The following is a 20560-nucleotide window of genomic DNA, read 5'->3' as shown; positions in this document are numbered from 1 at the left end:
TCGACAGCCGGACGTCAGGCGGCCACTTCGGTACGGTTACGTCCGGCATTTTTTGCCTTATAGAGCGCAATATCCGCCGCTTTCAGCCATTCCTGATAATGCACCATTGACGTCGTGAGCGGCGCAACACCGACGCTGATGCGGAGCTTTACCTGCGGAGCACCCGGCAGGTGCAGTTCCGCCAGCCGTTCATGGACCCGCGACATCGCCGCAATGGCGTTTTCCGCAGGCGTCCCACTCATGATCACCGCGAACTCATCGCCGCCAAAGCGGCCAATCATATCGCTGGCGCGTAACGTCAACTGTAGCTGGCGGGTCACGGCGATAATCGCCTGATCGCCTACATCATGGCCCCAGGTGTCATTAATGCCTTTGAAGTGATCTATATCGATCAACAGGATCGTGGCGCTCCGGTGATAGCGACGACAGTTTTCAAATTCCGTACGCAGCAACACTTCCCAGTGACGGCGGTTATATACCCCTGTCATCCCGTCCAGAGTACTCATCAACTCAAGACGGCGCTTATGTTCCACCAGACGGCTGGTTGTACGGAAACTGACCCAGGCAAACAGCATCGGATAGCCAATGATCCCTGGCAAAGCGAGCCAAATCTCAAGCGGGGTGCTGAGGAAGCCTGCCGGAATGTGCATCAGTTGCAGGGTGACCAGCGCCGCCAGCGCGGTCATCAATGCCCCGGTGCCATAGAGCCTCAGCCCCCCCACGCCCATCAGGTTCATGCTCATCATCATAACCAGCGCCGCGGTGGGCATGGCATTAACGCCCATCAGCCCAATCCACACCCCGGCCATAATGGCATCGACTTTGAGGTTAAACATCTCATTGTGGTAGGGATCGGTAGAACGCATCGCCAGTTGCCAGGCCAGATGGGGCCAGACAAAGACCCAGCCAACCAGCAAAAGCCACCAGACGCCGTTGACCGATTGCGTGGTCAGCACGCTGGCAACAGGGAAAAACAGAAAAGCCAGACCCGCCGCACGCGGGAGCCGTAAACGACGGGCCAGACGAATTCCTGAGCGATGATGCTCATCCGCCGAAAGCGCCAGATTTATTCCTTCCCGGGCATAGACTTTGTTGTAAATGTTTTCATCATTCATGGTCATTGGGAACACTCAAAAGCATTTTCCCAAATTATAGAAAGGCTTATCTGGCGCTAAGTATGATATTTCGGGTGAGCCAAACGGAACGCTCACCCTTTTGAACTAGCCGGTTTTCTTCAGGCAGGCGCTCATGAACTTACTCCGATCGTCCCCTTTGAGGGATTGTTGGGTCGCCTGGGAGTTGCATTCACGCATCCTTTGTTGTTGCGGCGTCAGGCTTTTTTCGTTGGGTTTAGAGGAGGCGTTTTTCAGGCAATCGCTCATGTAGGTCTTACGGGAGTCACCCTTCAGGTCCTGGGCGGTCGCCTGCTGATTGCAGGTGGTCATACGTTGCTGTTGCGGTGTGAGCGGCTGATCTTGCGCCCCCGCCGGAGCAAGTGAGAACAGGCCAAGGAGCAGGGTCGCCAGTAGTGTGATTTTCATAGCACTTTCCTTCTGTGAATGATCTCCTTAAGTCTGGTTCGTACTGCTAAAAAAACCACCCGCACCTTTGGGATAATTTCGCACGGCGTTTATTTCGGCGTCGCCCATTCCGTCGCTAATAAGCAGAATAATATGTTGGACCAGTGGCTGGGTGATATCCCTGTAGCGCGGTCGATGCGCCATTTTCAGCATAGATTGTGGGGATAAACAGCAGGCGGGAAGTCATGCAATATAAAGTACGCTCTGTTTCACTTATTTTTTCCAGTCCGGAATAGATAAAAATAAAACAGAGCGATGACAGGCAACCGAGGTGACGGTTCTTTGACAACAACTCAGGTCAAATAACCGGTCAACTGCGCGGGTGCCGTAGCAGCTTTTTTACGTATTGCTGCAGCATCTCGCTGTCCTCGGCCGGAACCTGAGCATCTGGCCTCGCCTCATCCAGCGCGCCTTCAACGCTTGCAATCAGCGCCTGTTGATCGCTTTGCGCCATCTGCCTTAGCAGGGCGGTAACCACTATTTCCAGCGCCTCAACCTGAACCACCAGCTCTTTTGACTCTTCTTCCTTTTCTGCCAGCTTAACTAACAACTCTGCAATAAGATTTTTCACAGTGCTATTTCCTTATCAAGTTTTTTCCGACGTTATCATTATGATTGAGACTTGCAAAGTGGGTAAAAGTACTATTTTTAAGCAAACCCCACACCGCTCATAAATTAGTTTCCATACGACCGGGAAAAATGAGACTTAAATTAAATTTTGCTTTTCCTGTGTAGCCTGAATTAAAAACAAGAACCGCCATTTCACATAAATGATAATGGCGGCCAGATCACAATATATTATATAGCTACATTAAGAGCGGCGGACTTCCTGCAGGCGGCGCTGGCGCATTGCCCACGCCAGCTGCAGGATGTTTACCAGCACCACCACGGCGGTGGCGGCAAACACCCAGCGGAAACCGGCCATCGCCGAGACCGCGGCACCCATCAACGGACCGGCAACATTCCCCAGATACATAAACGACTGGTTATAACCGAAGATCCGTCCGGTGACCCGATCGCTGGAGTACTTAATCAGCAGGGTCTGCACGGCGGGCAGCATGGCGCCATCCGCAAAGCCAAGTAAAAAGCGCAGCACGCCCAACTGCAACGGAGTGGTGACAAAGGACATGGCGAAAAAGAGCACCACCGCCACGATAAGCGTCGCCATCAAAATACGCCCGGTGCCGATGCGGTCCCCAAGCTTGCCCAGACGTGGAGCGGACATCAATGCGGAAATGCCCGGCACCGCAGCAATCATCCCGCTGAGGAAGGCGATGTTATTGCTCTCGGGTGCCATCGACTGAATAAAGAGCGCGAGGATCGGCCCCACCGAGCCGTTGCAAAGCTGGATAACCATGGTGGTGATGAACAGGCTGATCATCAGCCCCGGATAAGGGAGCGAGGCAAATACCGCCTTGCCGCTCAGCCGCTCCGCCTTGCTGACGGTGGGGCGAGCCCCCTCTTTAATCAGAAACAGCGTTACCAGAAAACTTACCATCAGCAGGACCGCCGTGATCAGGAACACCGCGCGCAAGCCTACATGGTCTGCCAGAAAACCGCCCATCAGCGGGCCGCCGATCACGCCGCTGATTTGTGCCGTCGACAGGGTACTGATGGCCCAGCCGCTGCGATCCCGGGGCACCTGCGATGCCACCAGCGCCATCGCGTTAGGAATATAGCCGGAGGTCAGCCCCATCAGCGCGCGCAGCAGGAACAGCTGCCAGACGTTGGTGGCAAAGGCCTGGAGCAGGATCGCAATCGCCATGCCGAGCGAGGCGCGCAGCAGCATCAGCTTGCGCCCTTTGCGGTCCGCAAGGCTGCCCCACATGGGCGAGACGATGGCCGAAACCAGAAAGGTAACGCTGAAGGTTAGCCCTGACCACATCGACAACGCTTCGTGCGACGAGACGCCAAGCTGGGAGACATACAGCGGCAAAAACGGCAAAATCTGACTGATGGCAAGGCCGGTGAAAAAACAACCAAACCAGACCGAAATAAGGTTAACCTTCCAAGATTCCATAGGCGGGTACTGTCTTCATATTACGTAAATTCGTTATCAGATTAGCAAGTTACCTTTCACCGGACGTTGTCAGAGATGCGCCCTGCGTCTCTTTGGGGTTTTATCTTCCCAGTCATCATATTTGTGAAATATGTCACATATTTTCGCCTTTTTGCTGGTGATTTATGCTTTGCGGGCAGTAGCCAAATCCCCGCATCCCAAGGTGAAAGTGGTTAGCATGGGCGGCGTTATAGTCCGGGCCGAGGGCGTTACCAAAATAGCCGCAGCTGGCACTCAGTAGCGCACGCAGCCAGGGTTCGGTGGAGGCACTCTTCCAGCCGCGCAAGACCGAAATTCGTTGGCCGTTTTCCAAGGTAAAGCCGCTGATATCCAGCGCCTCGGCGGTAGCATGTTCGCTGCGCCGGGCGTTGGCGCGGTGATAGATATTGCGGCAGGCAAAGCTGCCGAAATGCTCGATGCGCAACAGACTGCTGCCCATCATGGTTTCGGTGATGGGCCGGGCCTGCTGGTTGACGAAGAGCGCCGAGCTGAGTGCCAGCGGGCAGCTGGCAAGAAAGCTGCTGCTAAGACTGACGGGGCCAAAACTACGCACGCGCACCACATCACTCAGCGGACACTCACCCGTGCTGTCGGCCACCGCCTGGGTGCGGATCAGCTGACGCGCATTAGCCTGCGCCAGCAGCACATCACAATGCTCAGGCGTCAGGCGACGGAGCTTAAACTGGGTCAGGGTGCCGGGGGGATCGTCAAGCGTGAGCGGTGCAAACGGGTTGTAATAAGACGGCAGCCAGCGGTAGCCCGCAATAGCCGCAGCAATGAGGATTAGACAGATAATCAGGTTTTTTCCTTTCACTCACCCCCCTTCGCAATGTGTCAAAACATTATGGCAGAAGGCAGCGAATCCCGCCGGGCATCGTGATATGGTAGGGGTTTTGAGTCAGAGTGGATGAGTGTACGTGATGGCGAAGTTGCGGGTAGGTATTGTCTTTGGGGGAAAATCAGCAGAGCACGAAGTGTCGCTGCAATCGGCCAAAAATATCGTTAACGCGATTGATAAGAGCCGCTTTGAGGTCGTGCTGCTGGGCATTGATAAACAGGGTCAATGGCACATTAACGACGAGCAGGGCTATCTGCTTAACGCCGACGATCCGGCGCATATTGCGCTGAATCCGTCTGAGGTCAGCGTTGCCACCGTGCCGGGCGTGACGCAGGGCCAGCTTATCGATGCCGGTACCGGACAGTCGCTTTCACAGCTCGATGTCATTTTCCCGATTGTCCACGGCACGCTGGGTGAAGATGGCTCCCTGCAGGGGATGCTGCGCATGGCGAACCTGCCGTTCGTCGGCTCCGATGTCCTCGGTTCCGCCGCCTGCATGGATAAAGATGTCACTAAACGCCTGCTGCGTGACGCCGGCCTGAACGTGGCGCCCTTTGTTACCCTGACCCGCGCCAACCGCGAGCAACACACCTTTGCCGATCTGAGCGCCCGCTTTGGCCTGCCGCTGTTTGTCAAACCGGCGAACCAGGGCTCCTCCGTTGGCGTGAGCAAGGTGAACAGCGAAGCGCAGTTCAGCGAAGCGGTACGTCTGGCGTTCACCTTCGATCATAAAGTGGTGGTTGAGCAGGGAATTAAAGGGCGTGAGATTGAGTGCGCGGTGCTGGGCAATGATTTTCCGCAGGCCAGTACCTGTGGCGAAGTAGTGCTGAACAGCGACTTCTATTCCTACGACACCAAGTACATCGATGACAAGGGCGCGCAGGTGGTGGTACCCGCGGCGCTGGAGGCTGACGTTAACGACGCGATCCGCGCAATTGCCATCGAAGCCTATCAGGCGCTGGGCTGTCGCGGTATGGCGCGCGTCGACGTCTTCTTAACGGCGGACAACCGCGTGGTGATCAATGAGATCAACACCCTGCCCGGCTTCACCAACATCAGCATGTATCCGAAACTGTGGCAGGCCAGTGGCCTCAGCTACCCGGATCTGATCACCCGCCTGATTGAGCTGGCGCTGGAGCGACATGCCGCTGACAGCGCCCTGCAGATTTCAGTAAACGGTTAATCCGCGTCGTTCGCCGTCGTCTCTTCCGGGCGACGGCGAATAATAAACCCCGCCAGCCAGAAGCTGACAACCCAGGTCACCAGCCCCACCGCATAAGTCTGCCAGCCCTTCGCTTCGAAGCCCAGCAGCCCCACCACCCCATTCAGAATAAAGATAAGCCCAATAGCAAAGGCGTAGAAATGCCAGTCACGGCGAATTTTGGCAGGCAGTTTCATGGTCGCTCCAGAAGAAAAAATCTATCCTCGCACAGATTTGTCCCCAGGTCTGCGGCCTATGCGGAAAATCTGAAAAGTGAGCAGGATTTCACTTAAGTAAAAAATCTGTGATGCGCGGCAGAATTCGGCAAACCAGGAGAATTCTCCGGGCTAAATTACCATCATTCCGATATTGACAATGGTCATGAGCTGTCAAACTTGACGTGTACAACAGGCACATAGCCAGTCAGAACACTCGGAGGTATGTATGGCAGATTTTACGATGTCAAAGCCCATCTTCAACACCAGGCAACCAAAAACCTCCACGGCAGGAAATATTGCATACGCGTTGTTTGTGCTGTTCTGCTTCTGGGCTGGCTCACAGCTGCTGAATATTCTTGTGCATGCTCCCGGCGTCTATGAGCACCTGATGCAGGTCGAAGAGAGCGGTCGCCCGCGCGTTGAGATTGGGCTCGGCGTCAGCACCGTCTTCGGGTTGATCCCCTTCCTTGTCGGGCTCATGGTGTTGGGCGCCGTTGCCCTCTACGTGCGCTGGCGCCGTTATCGCTAGTTGAGCGCCATGCATTTTGCCCGGCGATCGTCAACGCGCTGGGCAAACCAGGCTGTCGTCAGATTGCGGGTGATTTTCGGGCTCTCAAGCTGGATCCCCGGCAGCATCGCTCTCGGTAGCGCCTTACCGCTCTTCTGCTCCGCCAGTTTAAACACCTGTTGATAGAGCTCGGTTTTCTCAAACGCAAAGCTGTCACCCTTCTCCAGCTGCCGACGGATCTCACTGTCGCTCATGTCCAGCTTGCCTGAAAGCTTGCGCACCGCCAGCTCCGTCTTCCCTGCGTTACTGCTGCCATAGGCGATCAGATCGCCATCCAGGGCCAGCTTCACCCCGCTGGCGCGGCTGACGGCATTCTGGAACGCCGCATTGCGGCTTGCATACCAGCCCGCGTTAAAGTCAGCAAAGCGGTAGAGCGGCACCGTATAGCTGGCGGGGTAGTTCAGCAGATGGTAGGTGCCAAACCAGAGTCCGCCGCGCAGGGAGAAGACCTCCTGGCGAACCGTGTTTTCGATTTTCCACGGATAGCCATCGGTATGCTTTTCGGCAAAGGCGATGCTGACCTGCATCGGGCCACCGGTATGCACCGGATTGAGAGAGCCAAACAGCGTCTGTCCCATCGGCACCATATTGATAAAGTCATCGAAGATGGCGCTGAGCTGCTTCTCGGTTTTCACCGTATCCAGCCGCTCGCTGTAGCTCTTGCCGTTTGGCGATTTGATCTTCAGTGCCGTATGGACCAGAAACACCGGGATGTGCAGCTTTTCGGCGCGACGGTCAATCTCCTTCCAGGCGATTTTATTCAGCCCCGGCACCGCCGGATCGGACTGATACAGCGACTCCTGCTGTGCCACCGCCAGCACCGAGCAGATGTTCTCCTCGGTAGGGGCAATCTTCTGGCTCTCAAAGGTTTTCGCCAGCGCCGAGGCCCACTGGTCCCGGTCTTTTACCGTGGCGGGCATTTTTTGCCGCACCACGCTTGCCACATCGACGGGCTTTTCGCCCTTTTTCAGCGGCGCAGCCCCTTGCTCAGCACACCCGGCCAGCACCAGGGCGGCAAGCAGGGAAAAAGGTAATGCGCGCGGTACGGTAAAAGACATAACAACTCCCTGTATCAGCTCAACGTATGGGTAACTTCCTGAAGATCCTGACCATCCAGCTCACGTTCAAAACTGCGTAAACGTTTATAGATGGACATCAGCTCCACCAGCGTGGTCCATGAACTGATCAGATACTGGAACGACCCGCGTACCTGACCAAACACGTTAGTAATTTGCGTCATCAGACCCAGCGTAATCGTACCGGCTACAATCGACGGGAACAGCAGGAACAAACCGAAAACGTTATCTACCTGCAGATACAGAATGCGGGCAATGTTGAAATACATGTAGTGGAAATAGAGGCGGAAGTAGTTCCGGCGTACCGCGCCAAACAGCTCACGTACCGTTGGCGGCGAGGCGCGGCTGGCATCGTCTTCGCCGTAAACCAGCTCTTTACGGTAGGCGGCCTCGACGCGCTGGTTTTTGAACTCCAGCCCCGGCAGTTTGATCCCCACCACCGCCAGCAGACCGGTGCCCATCAGCGACCAGACAATCGCGGCGATCACCAGGCCATAGGGCAGATGACCCACAATCGGCAGGTCCGGCACATGCGCCGACAGCGTGACCAGCACCGGCAGGAAGGCGATCAGGGTCATAATGGCGTTGATAAAGCTGACCCCCATATCCTCAAGCGTGGAGGCAAAGCGCATGGTGTCTTCCTGCACACGCTGGGCGGCCCCTTCAATATGGCGCAGTTGCTGCCAGTGGGCCATATAGTGTTCGTTCATCGCGGTGCGCCAGCGGAAGACGTAGTGGCTGACAAAGAAGTTATTCATCACACCGATAACAACGGCGATAAGCGCGATACCGAGGAACACGCCAACTTCATGGTAAAATTGATTGATAGAGACTTTGTGCGGCGCGCTGAGCGCGGTCTGGATCAGGTCATAGAACGGGGCATACCAGGCGTTGACCGCCACGCCCACCTCCACCAGAAACCAGGTGACGAAGATAATCAGCGCAGTGCCGAGAATCGACCAGTACTGCCAGCGGTGCGGCGAGTAGACAAACCAGAACAGGGCAAACGCCCCGACGCAGAACGCATAATAGGCATAGAAAATCAGATAGCTGCGTGACCAGAAACGTGCCGCGCTGATCGGCACATCACCCGTAGCGCCAACCAGACGCTCAAACCAGGCCCCGCCACCCGCCTGCCAGAAAATGACCGCGATCAGAGCCCAAATAAAGGCCGAGAGAAAAAAGGGTCCCGGTTTTGGGAAAAACGACTTAAACATAACGCTTCCTTCTTGTAGTTATCGCTACTGCTGTGGACGACGGATTATCAGACCTGTGGGCCCTGTATTAGTTCGCCGTCAACCGCCACCCGAGCGGAAAAGCCAATGAACCTGGCAGGTATCATAAGCGCAATTACACAAAACAGGAGATGGGTAATAACGAAATTGTTTGTATTTACCCGCGGTTACGTTTTTCACGCTATCGTTATGCTGTTATGGCCTTTGCATTATGGTGTTTAGTAGTATAAATACGCATACTTTTTCATTCACTTCATGGATACTTTCGTTGAAACGTTGTCTGTTCCTCTCCGCCGCGCTGTTTACGGCCAGCCTCACCAGCGCGCAGGCTGTCGAGCCGATCGCCGACCCGGCTTTTGCCTCCGATGTGGTTGATCGCTACGCGAATCATATTTTTTACGGAAGTGGCGCAACGGGGATGGCTCTGGTGGCGATTGACGGCAATCAGCGCGTATTCCGCAGCTTTGGCGAAACGCGCCCGGGCAATAATATCCATCCACAGCTCGACTCTGTGGTGCGCATCGCCTCCCTGACCAAGTTAATGACCAGTGAGATGCTGGTGAAACTGCTCGATCAGGGCGTGGTCAAGCTCAACGATCCGTTAAGTAAATATGCGCCACCGGGCGCCCGGGTGCCAACATATCAGGGCGCGCCGATTACGCTCGTCAACCTGGCTACCCACACCAGCGCCCTGCCACGCGAACAGCCTGGCGGCGCGGCCCATCGTCCGGTCTTCGTCTGGCCAACCCGCGAGCAGCGCTGGAACTGGCTGTCGACGGCCACCCTGAAATCGTCCCCGGGCTCGCAGGCCGCCTACTCGAACCTGGCGTTTGATCTGCTGGCCGATGCGCTGGGCAACGCCGCGGGCAAGCCCTATGCGCAGCTGTTCGAAGAGCAAATTACCCGCCCGCTGGGGATGAAAGATACCACCTTTACCCCTTCTCCCGATCAATGCAAACGCCTGATGGTGGCGGAAAAAGGGGCCAGCCCGTGTAATAACACGCTGGCGGCGGTCGGTAGCGGCGGGGTTTACTCCACCCCTGGCGACATGATGCGCTGGATGCAGCAGTTCCTCTCCTCTGATTTCTATGCGCGCAGCAACCAGGCCGACAGAATGCAGACCCTGATCTATCAACGCAGCCAGTTAAGCCGGGTGATCGGGATGGATGTACCAGGCCGCGCGGACGCGCTGGGTCTTGGCTGGGTCTATATGGCGCCTAAAAATGGGCGTCCTGGCATCATTCAGAAAACCGGCGGTGGCGGCGGATTTATCACCTATATGGCGATGATCCCGCAATCTAACGTGGGGGTATTTGTGGTGGTGACGCGCTCGCCGCTCACGCGTTTCGTCAACATGAGCGACGGCGTTAACCAACTGGTGGTGGAGCTGAGCGAGAATAAACCGCGGGTTATCCCGGCATCCTGACGCTAATATTCAGCGGGCAAGTGGTTGATTCTGACCAGTTTGCCCCTGTCCATGGTGATGTAGTTCCCCTGGCGTAACGCTGCAAGCACTTCTGCCACCACGGAACGCGAAATACGTGTGCGGCGCTGGATATAATTCATTACCCCCACCCGCATACGCAGCGTCTCATCCCACTGGGCCATATCCAGCAACGTGGAACGGATTTGACTGTACGAATTGTTGCCCACCAGCTGTTTGTCGCGGATCTCCATTACCCGGTGGTGCCAGGAGAGCCAGCAGAAGGCATCTGACCATAAACCGGCCTGCTGGATCAGATGACGGGCCCCGGATGCGGGTAGCCAGAAACCAGTACAGGGGGATTGTGCCACCAGCAGGTATTCGGTGCTGCAGCCCATCATGCCGGCATTAAGCCCGAAGATATAAGGTGCGGTAACAATCTCTATCAGCAGATCGTCCTGCTGACGGTGGATACTGAGCGTGCCCGACTGCAGCACTACTGCGTTTTCATTTTCTTTATCGCAATCCTCGAAGACAGGATGCATTGCAGGAAGCGTAAATGGCGTGCTGTGCGCCACCAGGCACTGTTCAAGTCGGGAGAACTCAGAAATGGGTTTTGCATAACGGTTCATGAGATCTCAAGTCATCCTTAACTGACGCTATAACAACGGGGAGGCAAGCCTCCCCGTATCAGACATATTACCAGGTGTATTTCACACCCAGATTTGCGCCCCAGTTTTGATCGACATCACCACCACCCAGATAGGTAGCATCAGTGTATGCACTGAAGTTTTTGGTGAAGCTGAACTGGGTTCCCAGGCCTACGCGTACCGCAGAGCCTTTCACACCATTATCGATGTTGTCGCCGTTAACTTTGGCATCTTCACCGGCATCGTCATAAACGTAGGCCAGTTTGAAGAACGGCGTCAGCGCCTGATCGCCGCCATAACCGAAGGTATAACCTGCATCGATACCGGCTTCATAACGCATGCTGTCGTAAGACTGGCTTCCCACATGCAGGTCGTTGCTCAGGCGGTAGTCATCCCCAGACTGGAACAGACCGGAGATGGCTGCATATGGGGTCAGGTAACCGGCAGTGTTCGGTTTCCAGTCGTAACCCAGTTTCAGCCCAAAGCCCCAGGCGTCATTCGTGGTATTGCCATCGACATATTCACCATTGCTCATGTTCGCTGAGAGATCGTTATTGAAGCGCGAGTAGCTCAGAGAGCTATCGATGAAGACATCGTTAGCAAAGCGCGCGGCGGAATAGAGCATTGCAGTCTGGCTGTCCTGATCCACCTGACCGCTGCGGTCGCTCATATCGCCTTTCGCAAAGCCTGCTGCCGCACCGAAGATCCAGTCAGCGTTATTGCCATCAATATGGGTATCGAGGCCCACCATGATGCCGCTAACGTCCTGATCGTAATGGATAGTGCCGTTATCGCCGTCAAAATTACCGCCGAAGACGTTCACCCATGCGCCACCGTTGTCTGCCAGGCCATGACGGCTGTTGGTCAGACGGTTAGCGAGCGCATCCTGCTGCAGATGCCAGATGTTGGTGTTGGCAGATGGAATGCTCAGCGCCATGTTGGCGTAATCAGTCAGACGCTCCTGACGCAGCACCACGGTATCGCCCTGCTGCTGTGCCTGATAGGTGTAAGCACCGAGATCCGCTTTATTGGCTGCGGTGAAGCTGGCCTGCGTATCGGCGTTATTGTCGTAAACGCGAATAATTTCCTTATTCTTGTAGTCAGCGACAGAACCTGCGCCGGTTGCGTCATCCAGACGCACTTTATAGTTACCGGACACTTCACCGTTCACCGCCAGATGACCGTCAGAGTTCAGGGCGATTACCCCGTAATCGTAATCGGCCTGGTGGATATCATTGGTGATATAGCGAGCATTGTTCAGATCGGAATTGAACACATAATCACGGCTGGCAACATTCAGCACACCGCCATCGGTCAGCACCATTTTATGGGTGTCGACCTGGCCCAGACCCAGCGCCAGTTCAGCATGGTTATCCACGGTAATGGTGTTGGCATACAGCTCCGCGGTTTCCTGAGTCAGGGTGGTCCGGCTTGCGCTGTCGAGATACAGGCTGTCGGTTGCCACAGCACCGGAATCGCCGATGTTCATGGTCGACGCGTTGGTCAGAGTGATGCTGTCAGCCAGTAAGCCGGAGTTTTCTACATTGACCTGTGAACGGTTGTTGACGGTCAGCTTGTCAATGTTGGATTGCTTACGGGTATCCCATTCGGAACCGTTATCCAGCGCGACGTTGAACAGACCGCTCTGATAAACCTGATTGCCCACCAGATGGCCATTGCTGTTGAAGGTGGAGCCAGGCCAGATGCTGTTTGGCTCCAGGCTACGCCAGTCGACGCTGCTGTAGCCCAGACCATACATCTGAGAAGGTCCAATCGCCTCGACGCTGGAGACGGCTGCGCCGACCCACTTGCTGCCGTTAGTAAGGGTCAGATCCAGTTTGTCAGTACCATCCCAGCCGTTAGTGGTCGGGTTGTAGACGTTGTCAGCAGTGGTGTCGGTAGCCGGATCGCCATCTGGATAGAAGTTGTTGTCGAAGGTGCTGGTGAACAACACATCGCCGGTCAGCGTGGAGTGATCGAAGTTAGCCGTAGTCTGCATGGCGTTATCTGCGCTGCTGGCACTAACGATCAGCGCTGCATCATCCGCAGCCGTAGCGTTGCTCTCGCCGTAATCGCTTGGTTTCGCCGACTGACCGTAAAAACCGTTGGTGCCCAGATCGCTGTATGCGCCGGAGGTGACAACCGAATCTTTAACCTGCAGGGTGTTGGTAAAGACATGGCCGTTGTCTTCAATGCCGGTCACAGAATCATACGGCGTGTTATCCAGCTGGTGATAGCCCTGAGTCAGGGTGATACCGGCCACGCGGGAGTTGTTTTGAATAACGATGTCAGATTCTACGTCGAGGGTAATGGCATTGCCCAGCGCGTAAGTATCCCAGTAACGGGTGGTTGTGTTGGTACCCTCAACGACGTCATACGCGTAGTGCTCGTAGGTATCATTGATGGTTGAATTGTCGACATTCAGACTAAAACGATCGTACTGGTTATGCGTTGTACCATCTGCATTCAAACCGCCAGCACATTCGGTGGTCATGCAACCGGAGGTGATCATACCGTTGACTGTGCTGTTGGAAATTGACAGCGAATTGGCATGCCCGCCCGCACCATCATCAAGGTAATACGTTGAGATAACGCCGTTTACTGTCGACTTGTTAATGACAGGATAGATATCGTTGTCATGTGTCGCACTGGAGTAATTCCAGTCGGTGTAGCCGTTATACCAGGCGGAGGTAGACGTATTATCATATCCAAAGGTGTTATAAGTGCTACCAGAAATATCTTTTGCATTGGCCTGAGAAGCGATAGCCAGCGTGCAGGCTAATGCAAGTTGAGATACAACAAATTTCTTTTTCCATGTTTGCATTGGGTCATCCCTCCTCAGGGACGTAAGCAAGTTTGTCCGTAAATACAGTGCAAATATATTGCGAGGAGAATTATGCAGTCCCTGAAGAAAATAGTTCAATGAATGCAGCAATTATGTCCGAAAACAGACAATATAAGCCAGGCACTTTTTAAAATATAAAAAATAATAATAAAAACCATAAATAACAGCAACTTAAATTCAATCGAAAGAAAAGAAACACAAGGCGAAAGATCATCGGGAATTATTAAATAAAAGCGAACAAGAAATATAATATATAAATAATAAGAGCATTTATAAAAAACAATGAGAAGGATTAGGATATTACCAGGGATACCTATATCCAGGTTCTAGTAATTATCGCGAGACTTTATAATGTAAACTTATTTCAGGGTGTAAAATATAAAGCCATAAATAATACTGCTCCCACCGCCCTGCATTCTCTACCTAAACGACAACTTTAGTAAAACAGTCCGGCTGCATTTCAGGTACACTGTTCCTCTTCGATTCACTACCTCAGGCATATCATGACCGATTTAATTGCTCGTCCCCGTCGCCTGCGCAAAACCCCGGCGTTGCGCGCATTATTTGAAGAGACAACCCTGTCCCTGAACGATCTGGTGTTGCCGATTTTTGTTGAAGAAGAGATCGACGACTACAAAGCCATCGACGCCATGCCGGGCGTGATGCGCATTCCTGAGAAGCATCTGGCGCGCGAAATCGAACGCATTGCCAACGCAGGCATCCGCTCAATCATGACCTTCGGCATCTCCCACCATACTGATGCCACCGGCAGCGATGCCTGGAAAGAGGACGGTCTGGTGGCGCGTATGTCGCGCATTGCCAAACAGGCGGTGCCAGAGATGATCGTCATGTCCGACACCTGCTTCTGCGAATATACCTCCCACGGTCACTGCGGCGTGCTGTGCGATCACGGCGTGGATAACGATGCCACCCTGGAGAACCTGGGCAAACAGGCCGTAGTGGCTGCCGCCGCAGGCGCGGACTTTATCGCGCCGTCTGCCGCAATGGACGGCCAGGTGCAGGCCATTCGCCAGGCGCTGGACGCCGCGGGCTTCACCGATACCGCAATCATGTCCTACTCCACCAAGTTTGCCTCCTCCTTCTACGGTCCGTTCCGTGAAGCGGCGGGCACCGCGCTGAAGGGCGATCGCAAAACCTACCAGATGAACCCGCTGAACCGCCGCGAAGCGATCCGTGAATCGCTGCTCGACGAAGCGCAGGGTGCTGACTGCCTGATGGTGAAACCGGCTGGCGCATATCTGGATATCCTGCGCGATATTCGCGAGCGCACCGAGCTGCCGCTGGGCGCCTATCAGGTGAGCGGCGAGTACGCGATGATCAAATTCGCCGCCCAGGCGGGGGCGATCGACGAAGAGAAAGTGATCCTCGAAAGCCTGGGGGCGATCAAGCGCGCCGGCGCGGATCTGATCTTCAGCTACTTCGCGCTGGATCTGGCCGAGAAGAAAATTCTGCGTTAATCCGTATTGCCGGGTGGCGGCTTCGCCTTACCCGGCCTACGGGCCCACAACACAAGCTTCACTCCTCTGCAATACAATCGACATCTGGCGCTTCTACTGTCTCAGCAGAACAGGAGGAGGAGCCACCATGTTTAGTCTCGACAGCGTTCTCGATGACCTTTGGCCGCAGGCAAAACCTGCACCCTGGCAAAAAAACCTGTTAAAGAAGCTCTTACACGAAGAGGAGTTTCAGCAGTTTGCCGCCGACCACCGTCACCTGAAAGGGCTCGATATGGTGGAACAGGTTCTGGAGCATCTTGATATCCTCTGTACCATTCCGGCTCACGACCTCGAACAGATACCCGCCCACGGCCCGCTGATTGTTATCGCGAACCACCCCACCGGTACGCTGGACGGGCTGGCGCTGCTGTACGCCGTTTCCCGGGTGCGCCGGGATGTGAAAGTGGTAACCAACCGGATGCTGACGCATCTGGCGCCGTTAAGCTCGCTGTTTATCCCTGTGGATAATATGGGCGGGCGGACGGCAAAATCCTCGTTCACCCTGATGGAGCAGCACCTGCAAAATGGTGGGGTGCTGATTTTCTTCCCGGCAGGGGAAGTCTCCCGCCCCACGCGCACCGGGATCCGCGATAAAAAGTGGCAACCCGGCTTTATCAAGCTGGCGGGCAAATTCCGCGCCCCGCTGCTGCCGGTCCATATCCACGCCCGCAACAGCCTGCTGTTTTATGCGAGCACCCTGCTCTCTCCAGACCTGTCGATGCTGCTGCTGATGCAGCAGATGTTTCGCCGTCGCCACAGCCGCCTGCCGGTGAAAATCGGTCAGCAGATCGGCTGGCACCACTGGAACAGCCCTACGCTCTCCGCCCGGGAGATGGCCGAGCAGTGTCGCCAGCACGTACTGCGCCTCGGCAAAGGGCTGCCGGGCGTGTTCAAAACCGAGTCCGCCATTGCCCGCCCGGAAGATCGGGCGATCCTGAAGCGCGAGCTGGCGCAGGCGGAGTCTCTGGGCACCACCGCCGATGGCAAAAGCATCTATCTGTGGCAGCGCAACGGCCAGGAAGAGGCGCCGATCCTGCGCGAGCTGGGCCGCCTACGGGAAATTGCTTTTCGTGCCGTGGCCGAAGGCAGCGGTAAACGACGCGATACCGATCGCTATGACGATGACTATCTGCACCTGATTTTATGGGATGACGACGATCTGGAGATTGTCGGCGCCTACCGCTTTATGCCGACCGCCCTACAGGGACGGGATGCGCTCTACAGCCACAGCCTGTTTCACTACGGCGACGACATGGATGAGATCCTGGAGCACGGGATTGAACTGGGACGCAGCTTTATTCAGCCGCGCTACTGGGGACGGCGCGGGCTCGACTACCTGTGGTCCGGCATTGGCGCGTATCTGGCGCGTTACCCGCACTACCGCTACCTGTTCGGGCCGGTTTCTATTTCCGGGGGATTACCGCCCGCGGCGCGGGATCTGCTGGTGGCATTTTACCGGCTCTGGTTCCCAGCCACTCATCCGCTGGCGACCTCGCGCCGCCCGTATCCCGCCTCATTGCCCGACGTGCTGGCGCAGTTTGGGGGCGAAGATTACGTGGAGGATCTGACCCGGCTGAAATCACTGCTTGGTAATCTGGGGTGCGGCATCCCGCCGCTGTACAAGCAATATTCCGAGCTGTGCGAGCCCGGCGGCGTGCAGTTTATCGATTTTGGCAGCGACCCGGCGTTCAACAACTGCGTGGACGGGCTGGTGCTGGTGGATTTGTGTTATCTGAAAGCCAGCCGTTATCAGCGGTATATCGAAGCCCATTTGTAGCGCCCGGTGGCGGCTTCGCCTTACCGGGCCTACGGGTGCCTCTGTCATGGGGCGCGATAAAATGGTTTATCCCCTAAAATCGTTGCTCGCTGCATTATCCGCCGCTGCGGCAGGTAATCGGCATTGGCGTAATGCTGCGTCACCCGGTTATCCCAGATCGCCAGATCGTTCTCCTGCCAGCGCCAGCGCACCTGGAACTCCGGCTTAGTGATATGCGCAAACAGGAACCCCAGCAGCGCCTCGCTCTCTTTCTCGCTCAGGTCAACAATCCGCGTGGTGAATCCTTCGTTAACGAACAGCGCCTGCTTGCCGCTGACGGGATGGGTGCGCACCACCGGGTGCAGCAGCGGCGGGTGTTTTGCAACGGCCTCCCGCCAGCGCTGATGCTCCTCTTCCGTTTTACGGTACTTATACTCCGGGAACGATTTTTTGAAATCGTGCTCCGCCCGCAGGCCGCTCAGCAGCTGTTGTAACGGGGCGGATAACGCCTCAAACGCCGCAATGCCGCTGGCCCACAGCGTATCCCCTCCGCTCTGCGGCAGCCGTTTCGCCGCAAGGATCGCCCCGGCAGGCGGGGTCTCGATAAAGGTGACATCGGTGTGCCAGTTGTCGTTATCCGGTGGATTATCGTTATGGGTATCCAGCACGATGATCTCCTCTACCCCCTCGGCATGGGGATAGACCGGGTGAATATGCAGATCGCCAAAACGCAGCGCCAGCGCCCGCTGCTGCTGGGGCGTCACCGCCTGCTCGCGCAGGAACACCACCTGATGGCGCAGCACCGCGTGATAGAGCTGCTCAAACTGGTTATCGCTTAATGGGCGGGTCACATCCAGGCCGGAAATCTGCGCGCCAATGTACGGCCCCAGCGGGGTAATGGTCAGACGTTCACTCATTGTATCTCTCCATGCCAGGGCGTCAGGCGGCGCTGTAGCGCGCGCAGCCCCAGTTCTAATCCGAAGGCGATCACGGCGATCACCGCGATCCCTGCCAGTACCACGTCCGTCGCCAGGAACTCCCCCGCCGACTGGACCATAAAGCCTAATCCGCGCGTGGCGGCGATCAGCTCAGCCGCCACCAGCGTTGACCAGCCAACCCCAAGCCCGATGCGCAGCCCGGTCAGGATCTCCGGCAGCGCACCGGGCAAAATCACAAACCACAGCAACTGGGCACGGCTGGCCCCCAGCGACTGCGCCGCGCGGATCCGCACCTGCTGGGCGCTTTTAACCCCCGCCATTGCCGACATCGCCACCGGGGCGAAAATCGCCAGGTAGATCAGCAGGATCTTTGAGGTCTCGCCGATGCCAAACCAGATCACCATCAGCGGTAAATACGCCAGCGGCGGCACCGGACGATAAAGTTCGATCAGCGGATCGAGAATGCCCCGCACCGTCGGGCTTAAACCCATCGCAATGCCCACCGGGATCCCGACGATCGTCGCCGCCAGCAGGGCCACCAGAATGCGTCCCAGGCTGGCCGCCAGATGCTGCCACAGGGTGGCATCCATAAACCCCTGCGGACCGGCGATGGTAAAGAGTTTCACCAGCACCTGGCCCGGCGGCGGCAGGAACAGCGGGCTTATCCACTGTGCCGCCGCCACTGCCCACCACACCGCAAGCAACACCAGCAAGGTGGTGACGCTGAGCGTCAACGAGCGGGAAAAGGGCCAGCGCAGGGTCAGCCGTTTGCGCGCGGTTTTGTCATTCACCACAATGCTCATGAGAAGGCCTCCCGCTGTTCAAACACGCGGCTCAGCACATATTCGCGCCGGGCAATAAAATCGGGGTCGGACTTGATGCTGCGCACCGGCTCGCCCGCCACGAACCGGCGGGCAAAGTTGAGCGGCAGACGCTCCAGCACCCGTCCCGGCCCCGGCGAGAGCAGCACCAGTTCGGTAGCCATAAACACCGCTTCTTCGATGTCGTGGGTGATGAGTAGCACCTGCTTGCCGGTCTCATGCCACAGGCGCAGCAGCAGGGTTTGCATCTGCTCGCGGGTAAAGGCGTCCAGCGCGCCGAAGGGTTCATCCAGCAGCAACAGCTGAGGATTGGCCGCCAGCGCCCGGGCGATGCCGACGCGCTGACGCTGGCCGCCGGAGAGCTGCCAGATAAAGCGTTTTTCCGCCCCCTCCAGCCCCACCTTTTTCAGCATGTCGCGGGCAATCGCCAGCCGTGCTTCCCGTGATTCGCCCGCCAGCTGCAGGCCGAAGGCGACGTTCTCCTGCACGTTACGCCAGGGCAGCAACCCTTCGTTCTGAAAGACCACACCGCGCTCGGCACCCGGCCCCACCACCTTTTTCCCTGCCAGCTGGATAGCGCCATGCTGATAAGGTACAAACCCGGCGATCAGATTCAGCAGCGTGGTCTTCCCGCAACCGGACGGACCGAGCACCACCAGCAGCTCGCCGCTGTCCAGCGTCAGGTTGATATCCTCCAGCGCAGGCTTGCCAGCGTAATCGGCGTGGAGATTTGTAATATTCAGCATCCGGTCCCCCTTACTTCACAAAGCGATCGGTCACGTACTGGCTATAGTCCGCCGCCACCGCGGGCACTTTGCCCTGCTCTTTCAGGAAGCCTGCGGTATCAATAATCGCTTTATTCACCGGGCCTGACAGCTGCTGCAACTGCTGGGCAGGCGTCAGGTAGGTATTGCCTTTTACCAGACCCGGCACGTCGGCTTCCGGCACCCCGCTCAGGCGGGCCAGTTTTTCGATATTGGCGGGCTGTTTCAGCCATTCATCCGGGTTGGCAATGTAGGGCTGCTGAGCGTCGATGGCGCTTCTGGCGAAGGCTTTCACCACCTCCGGGTGTTTCTCGGCGAAGTCTTTACGCACCACCCACACGTCGAGGGTTGGCGATCCCCACTGGCCCACCTGGGCGGAGTCGGTCAGCACGCTGCCATCCTTTTGCAGTTCGTTTACCGCCGGGGACCAGACATAAGCTCCGTCAATATCGCCACGCTGCCAGGCGGCGATGATCGCCGGAGGTTGCAGGTTGATAATCTCCACCTGCCCCGGCTTGATCCCCCAGTGTTTCAGGGCCGCGAGCAGGCTGTAATGGGTAGTGGAGATAAAGGGCACCGCGATGCGTTTGCCGATCAAATCGTCTGGCTTCGTGATGTTTTTCTTCACCACCAGCGCTTCGGAATTACCGAGCTGCGAGGCCAGCAGAAAGACTTCAATCGGCACCTGCTGACTGGCGGCAACCGCCAGCGGGCTGGAGCCGAGATTGCCAATCTGCACGTCGCCGGAGGCCAGCGCCCGCACGATGGCCGCGCCGCTGTCGAACTTACGCCAGTCCACGTTAGCGCCGCTCGTTTTCTCAAAGGTTTTATCCGCCTGGGCCACTTTTGCGGGCTCAGCGGAGGTTTGATACGCGACGGTGACATCTACCGCCTGCGCCTGGAATACCCACAGCGCCAGGGCGCCGAGTAATGAAAAACGCGATGAAATTGCCATGGTGTCTGCTCCCCTCTGTTGTTATGGAGGCAGTATTTCCGCGGCGAGAATTTTGATAAAGGAATTAAAAAGCATCGTTAATGCCGAATTGTTTTTAGAAAAAATTCGGCATTGCA

19 protein-coding genes and 1 pseudogene are annotated in these 20560 nt (G+C 56.4%); 5 read left to right on the top strand and 15 right to left on the bottom strand.

All coding sequences use genetic code 11. The features are described 5' to 3' along the window. Positions 1 to 14 precede the first annotated feature (14 nt). From adrA to FHC51_RS10070, 6 genes and pseudogenes are all read right to left on the bottom strand, one after another. The gene (gene adrA, locus FHC51_RS10090) at positions 15 to 1130 is read right to left on the bottom strand and encodes a diguanylate cyclase AdrA (protein ID WP_309236314.1); all 1116 of its coding nucleotides are present in this window, start codon (positions 1128 to 1130) and stop codon (positions 15 to 17) included. 90 nt (positions 1131 to 1220) lie between these two features. Next, complete coding sequence (gene psiF, locus FHC51_RS10085; RefSeq protein ID WP_103824006.1) at positions 1221 to 1541, bottom strand: phosphate starvation-inducible protein PsiF; 321 nt, start codon at positions 1539 to 1541, stop codon at positions 1221 to 1223. Between the two features lie 48 nt (positions 1542 to 1589). Continuing rightward, a pseudogene (locus FHC51_RS22905) lies at positions 1590 to 1679 on the bottom strand (hypothetical protein); the annotation flags it as partial. A 211-nt stretch (positions 1680 to 1890) separates the two neighbouring features. Then, positions 1891 to 2151, bottom strand: a complete 261-nt coding sequence (gene iraP / locus FHC51_RS10080; protein ID WP_103824005.1) for an anti-adapter protein IraP — start codon at positions 2149 to 2151, stop codon at positions 1891 to 1893. A gap of 240 nt (positions 2152 to 2391) precedes the next feature. Continuing rightward, positions 2392 to 3600 carry a multidrug efflux MFS transporter gene (locus tag FHC51_RS10075; protein ID WP_103824004.1) on the bottom strand — a complete coding sequence of 403 codons (1209 nt, stop codon included), beginning with the start codon at positions 3598 to 3600 and terminating at the stop codon, positions 2392 to 2394. A 133-nt stretch (positions 3601 to 3733) separates the two neighbouring features. Continuing rightward, positions 3734 to 4453, bottom strand: coding sequence for an extensin family protein (locus tag FHC51_RS10070; protein WP_220435440.1), 720 nt, complete (start codon positions 4451 to 4453; stop codon positions 3734 to 3736). A 106-nt stretch (positions 4454 to 4559) separates the two neighbouring features. Between FHC51_RS10070 and ddlA the strand changes: the two genes are divergently transcribed. Next, positions 4560 to 5660: a D-alanine--D-alanine ligase gene (gene ddlA, locus FHC51_RS10065; protein WP_220436674.1), complete on the top strand. Its 1101-nt coding sequence runs from the start codon at positions 4560 to 4562 to the stop codon at positions 5658 to 5660. Here the strand turns inward: ddlA and FHC51_RS10060 are convergent. Beyond that, the gene (locus FHC51_RS10060) at positions 5657 to 5875 is read right to left on the bottom strand and encodes a DUF2754 domain-containing protein (RefSeq protein ID WP_039031465.1); all 219 of its coding nucleotides are present in this window, start codon (positions 5873 to 5875) and stop codon (positions 5657 to 5659) included. The genes ddlA and FHC51_RS10060 overlap by 4 nt on opposite strands. Before the next feature lie 247 nt (positions 5876 to 6122). Here FHC51_RS10060 and FHC51_RS10055 point away from each other — a divergent pair, with 247 nt between their 5' ends. Continuing rightward, positions 6123 to 6425, top strand: coding sequence for a DUF2755 family protein (locus FHC51_RS10055; protein WP_103824002.1), 303 nt, complete (start codon positions 6123 to 6125; stop codon positions 6423 to 6425). On the opposite strand, the gene FHC51_RS10050 is transcribed toward FHC51_RS10055, so the two are convergent. Together FHC51_RS10050 and sbmA are read right to left on the bottom strand one after the other, a co-directional pair. Continuing rightward, positions 6422 to 7522: a DUF1615 domain-containing protein gene (locus tag FHC51_RS10050; protein ID WP_220435439.1), complete on the bottom strand. Its 1101-nt coding sequence runs from the start codon at positions 7520 to 7522 to the stop codon at positions 6422 to 6424. The two genes, FHC51_RS10055 and FHC51_RS10050, sit on opposite strands and share 4 nt — an antisense overlap. Positions 7523 to 7536: 14 nt before the next feature. Further along, positions 7537 to 8757, bottom strand: coding sequence for a peptide antibiotic transporter SbmA (sbmA, locus tag FHC51_RS10045; protein ID WP_220435438.1), 1221 nt, complete (start codon positions 8755 to 8757; stop codon positions 7537 to 7539). Between the two features lie 286 nt (positions 8758 to 9043). Here sbmA and ampH point away from each other — a divergent pair, with 286 nt between their 5' ends. Next, positions 9044 to 10201, top strand: a complete 1158-nt coding sequence (gene ampH / locus FHC51_RS10040) for a D-alanyl-D-alanine-carboxypeptidase/endopeptidase AmpH (protein ID WP_103824000.1) — start codon at positions 9044 to 9046, stop codon at positions 10199 to 10201. Between the two features lie 2 nt (positions 10202 to 10203). Here the strand turns inward: ampH and FHC51_RS10035 are convergent, their stop codons facing one another. Both FHC51_RS10035 and FHC51_RS10030 read right to left on the bottom strand, forming a co-directional pair. Then, a complete protein-coding gene (locus tag FHC51_RS10035) occupies positions 10204 to 10830 on the bottom strand; it encodes a helix-turn-helix domain-containing protein (protein ID WP_103823999.1) in 627 nt (208 codons plus the stop codon). A 67-nt stretch (positions 10831 to 10897) separates the two neighbouring features. Beyond that, positions 10898 to 13672, bottom strand: coding sequence for an autotransporter outer membrane beta-barrel domain-containing protein (locus FHC51_RS10030; RefSeq protein WP_220435437.1), 2775 nt, complete (start codon positions 13670 to 13672; stop codon positions 10898 to 10900). 524 nt (positions 13673 to 14196) lie between these two features. On the opposite strand from FHC51_RS10030, the gene hemB reads away from it, so the two are divergent. Continuing rightward, positions 14197 to 15171: a porphobilinogen synthase gene (hemB, locus tag FHC51_RS10025; protein WP_103823997.1), complete on the top strand. Its 975-nt coding sequence runs from the start codon at positions 14197 to 14199 to the stop codon at positions 15169 to 15171. A gap of 127 nt (positions 15172 to 15298) precedes the next feature. After that, positions 15299 to 16987, top strand: coding sequence for a lysophospholipid acyltransferase family protein (locus FHC51_RS10020; RefSeq protein ID WP_220435436.1), 1689 nt, complete (start codon positions 15299 to 15301; stop codon positions 16985 to 16987). Between the two features lie 44 nt (positions 16988 to 17031). On the opposite strand, the gene tauD is transcribed toward FHC51_RS10020, so the two are convergent. From tauD to tauA, 4 genes are read right to left on the bottom strand one after another with little or no spacing between them, the layout of a single operon-like run. Next, a complete protein-coding gene (gene tauD, locus FHC51_RS10015) occupies positions 17032 to 17883 on the bottom strand; it encodes a taurine dioxygenase (RefSeq protein WP_220435435.1) in 852 nt (283 codons plus the stop codon). Next, complete coding sequence (gene tauC, locus FHC51_RS10010) at positions 17880 to 18707, bottom strand: taurine ABC transporter permease TauC (protein WP_220435434.1); 828 nt, start codon at positions 18705 to 18707, stop codon at positions 17880 to 17882. Before tauC ends, tauD begins: the two co-directional genes overlap by 4 nt. After that, positions 18704 to 19471 carry a taurine ABC transporter ATP-binding subunit gene (gene tauB, locus FHC51_RS10005; RefSeq protein ID WP_103823993.1) on the bottom strand — a complete coding sequence of 256 codons (768 nt, stop codon included), beginning with the start codon at positions 19469 to 19471 and terminating at the stop codon, positions 18704 to 18706. Before tauB ends, tauC begins: the two co-directional genes overlap by 4 nt. A gap of 10 nt (positions 19472 to 19481) precedes the next feature. Next, the gene (tauA, locus tag FHC51_RS10000) at positions 19482 to 20444 is read right to left on the bottom strand and encodes a taurine ABC transporter substrate-binding protein (RefSeq protein WP_220435433.1); all 963 of its coding nucleotides are present in this window, start codon (positions 20442 to 20444) and stop codon (positions 19482 to 19484) included. Positions 20445 to 20560: the final 116 nt, after the last annotated feature.

The sequence above is a fragment of the Leclercia sp. EC_58 genome, assembly GCF_019584355.1.
Taxonomy (GTDB): domain Bacteria; phylum Pseudomonadota; class Gammaproteobacteria; order Enterobacterales; family Enterobacteriaceae; genus Enterobacter.
This window is presented reverse-complemented; position numbering and strand designations above follow the sequence as displayed.

Excerpts from the sequence above, each read along its gene's own strand:
- tauD (WP_220435435.1), bottom strand. The coding sequence starts at position 17,883 with ATGAGTGAACGTCTGACCATTACCCCGCTGGGGCCGTACATTGGCGCG.
- FHC51_RS10050 (WP_220435439.1), bottom strand. The coding sequence starts at position 7,522 with ATGTCTTTTACCGTACCGCGCGCATTACCTTTTTCCCTGCTTGCCGCC.
- hemB (WP_103823997.1), top strand. The coding sequence starts at position 14,197 with ATGACCGATTTAATTGCTCGTCCCCGTCGCCTGCGCAAAACCCCGGCG.
- FHC51_RS10035 (WP_103823999.1), bottom strand. The coding sequence starts at position 10,830 with ATGAACCGTTATGCAAAACCCATTTCTGAGTTCTCCCGACTTGAACAG.
- FHC51_RS10060 (WP_039031465.1), bottom strand. The coding sequence starts at position 5,875 with ATGAAACTGCCTGCCAAAATTCGCCGTGACTGGCATTTCTACGCCTTT.
- ddlA (WP_220436674.1), top strand. The coding sequence starts at position 4,560 with ATGGCGAAGTTGCGGGTAGGTATTGTCTTTGGGGGAAAATCAGCAGAG.
- tauB (WP_103823993.1), bottom strand. The coding sequence starts at position 19,471 with ATGCTGAATATTACAAATCTCCACGCCGATTACGCTGGCAAGCCTGCG.
- FHC51_RS10030 (WP_220435437.1), bottom strand. The coding sequence starts at position 13,672 with ATGCAAACATGGAAAAAGAAATTTGTTGTATCTCAACTTGCATTAGCC.
- psiF (WP_103824006.1), bottom strand. The coding sequence starts at position 1,541 with ATGAAAATCACACTACTGGCGACCCTGCTCCTTGGCCTGTTCTCACTT.
- sbmA (WP_220435438.1), bottom strand. The coding sequence starts at position 8,757 with ATGTTTAAGTCGTTTTTCCCAAAACCGGGACCCTTTTTTCTCTCGGCC.
- FHC51_RS10055 (WP_103824002.1), top strand. The coding sequence starts at position 6,123 with ATGGCAGATTTTACGATGTCAAAGCCCATCTTCAACACCAGGCAACCA.
- tauC (WP_220435434.1), bottom strand. The coding sequence starts at position 18,707 with ATGAGCATTGTGGTGAATGACAAAACCGCGCGCAAACGGCTGACCCTG.
- FHC51_RS10075 (WP_103824004.1), bottom strand. The coding sequence starts at position 3,600 with ATGGAATCTTGGAAGGTTAACCTTATTTCGGTCTGGTTTGGTTGTTTT.
- FHC51_RS10020 (WP_220435436.1), top strand. The coding sequence starts at position 15,299 with ATGTTTAGTCTCGACAGCGTTCTCGATGACCTTTGGCCGCAGGCAAAA.
- tauA (WP_220435433.1), bottom strand. The coding sequence starts at position 20,444 with ATGGCAATTTCATCGCGTTTTTCATTACTCGGCGCCCTGGCGCTGTGG.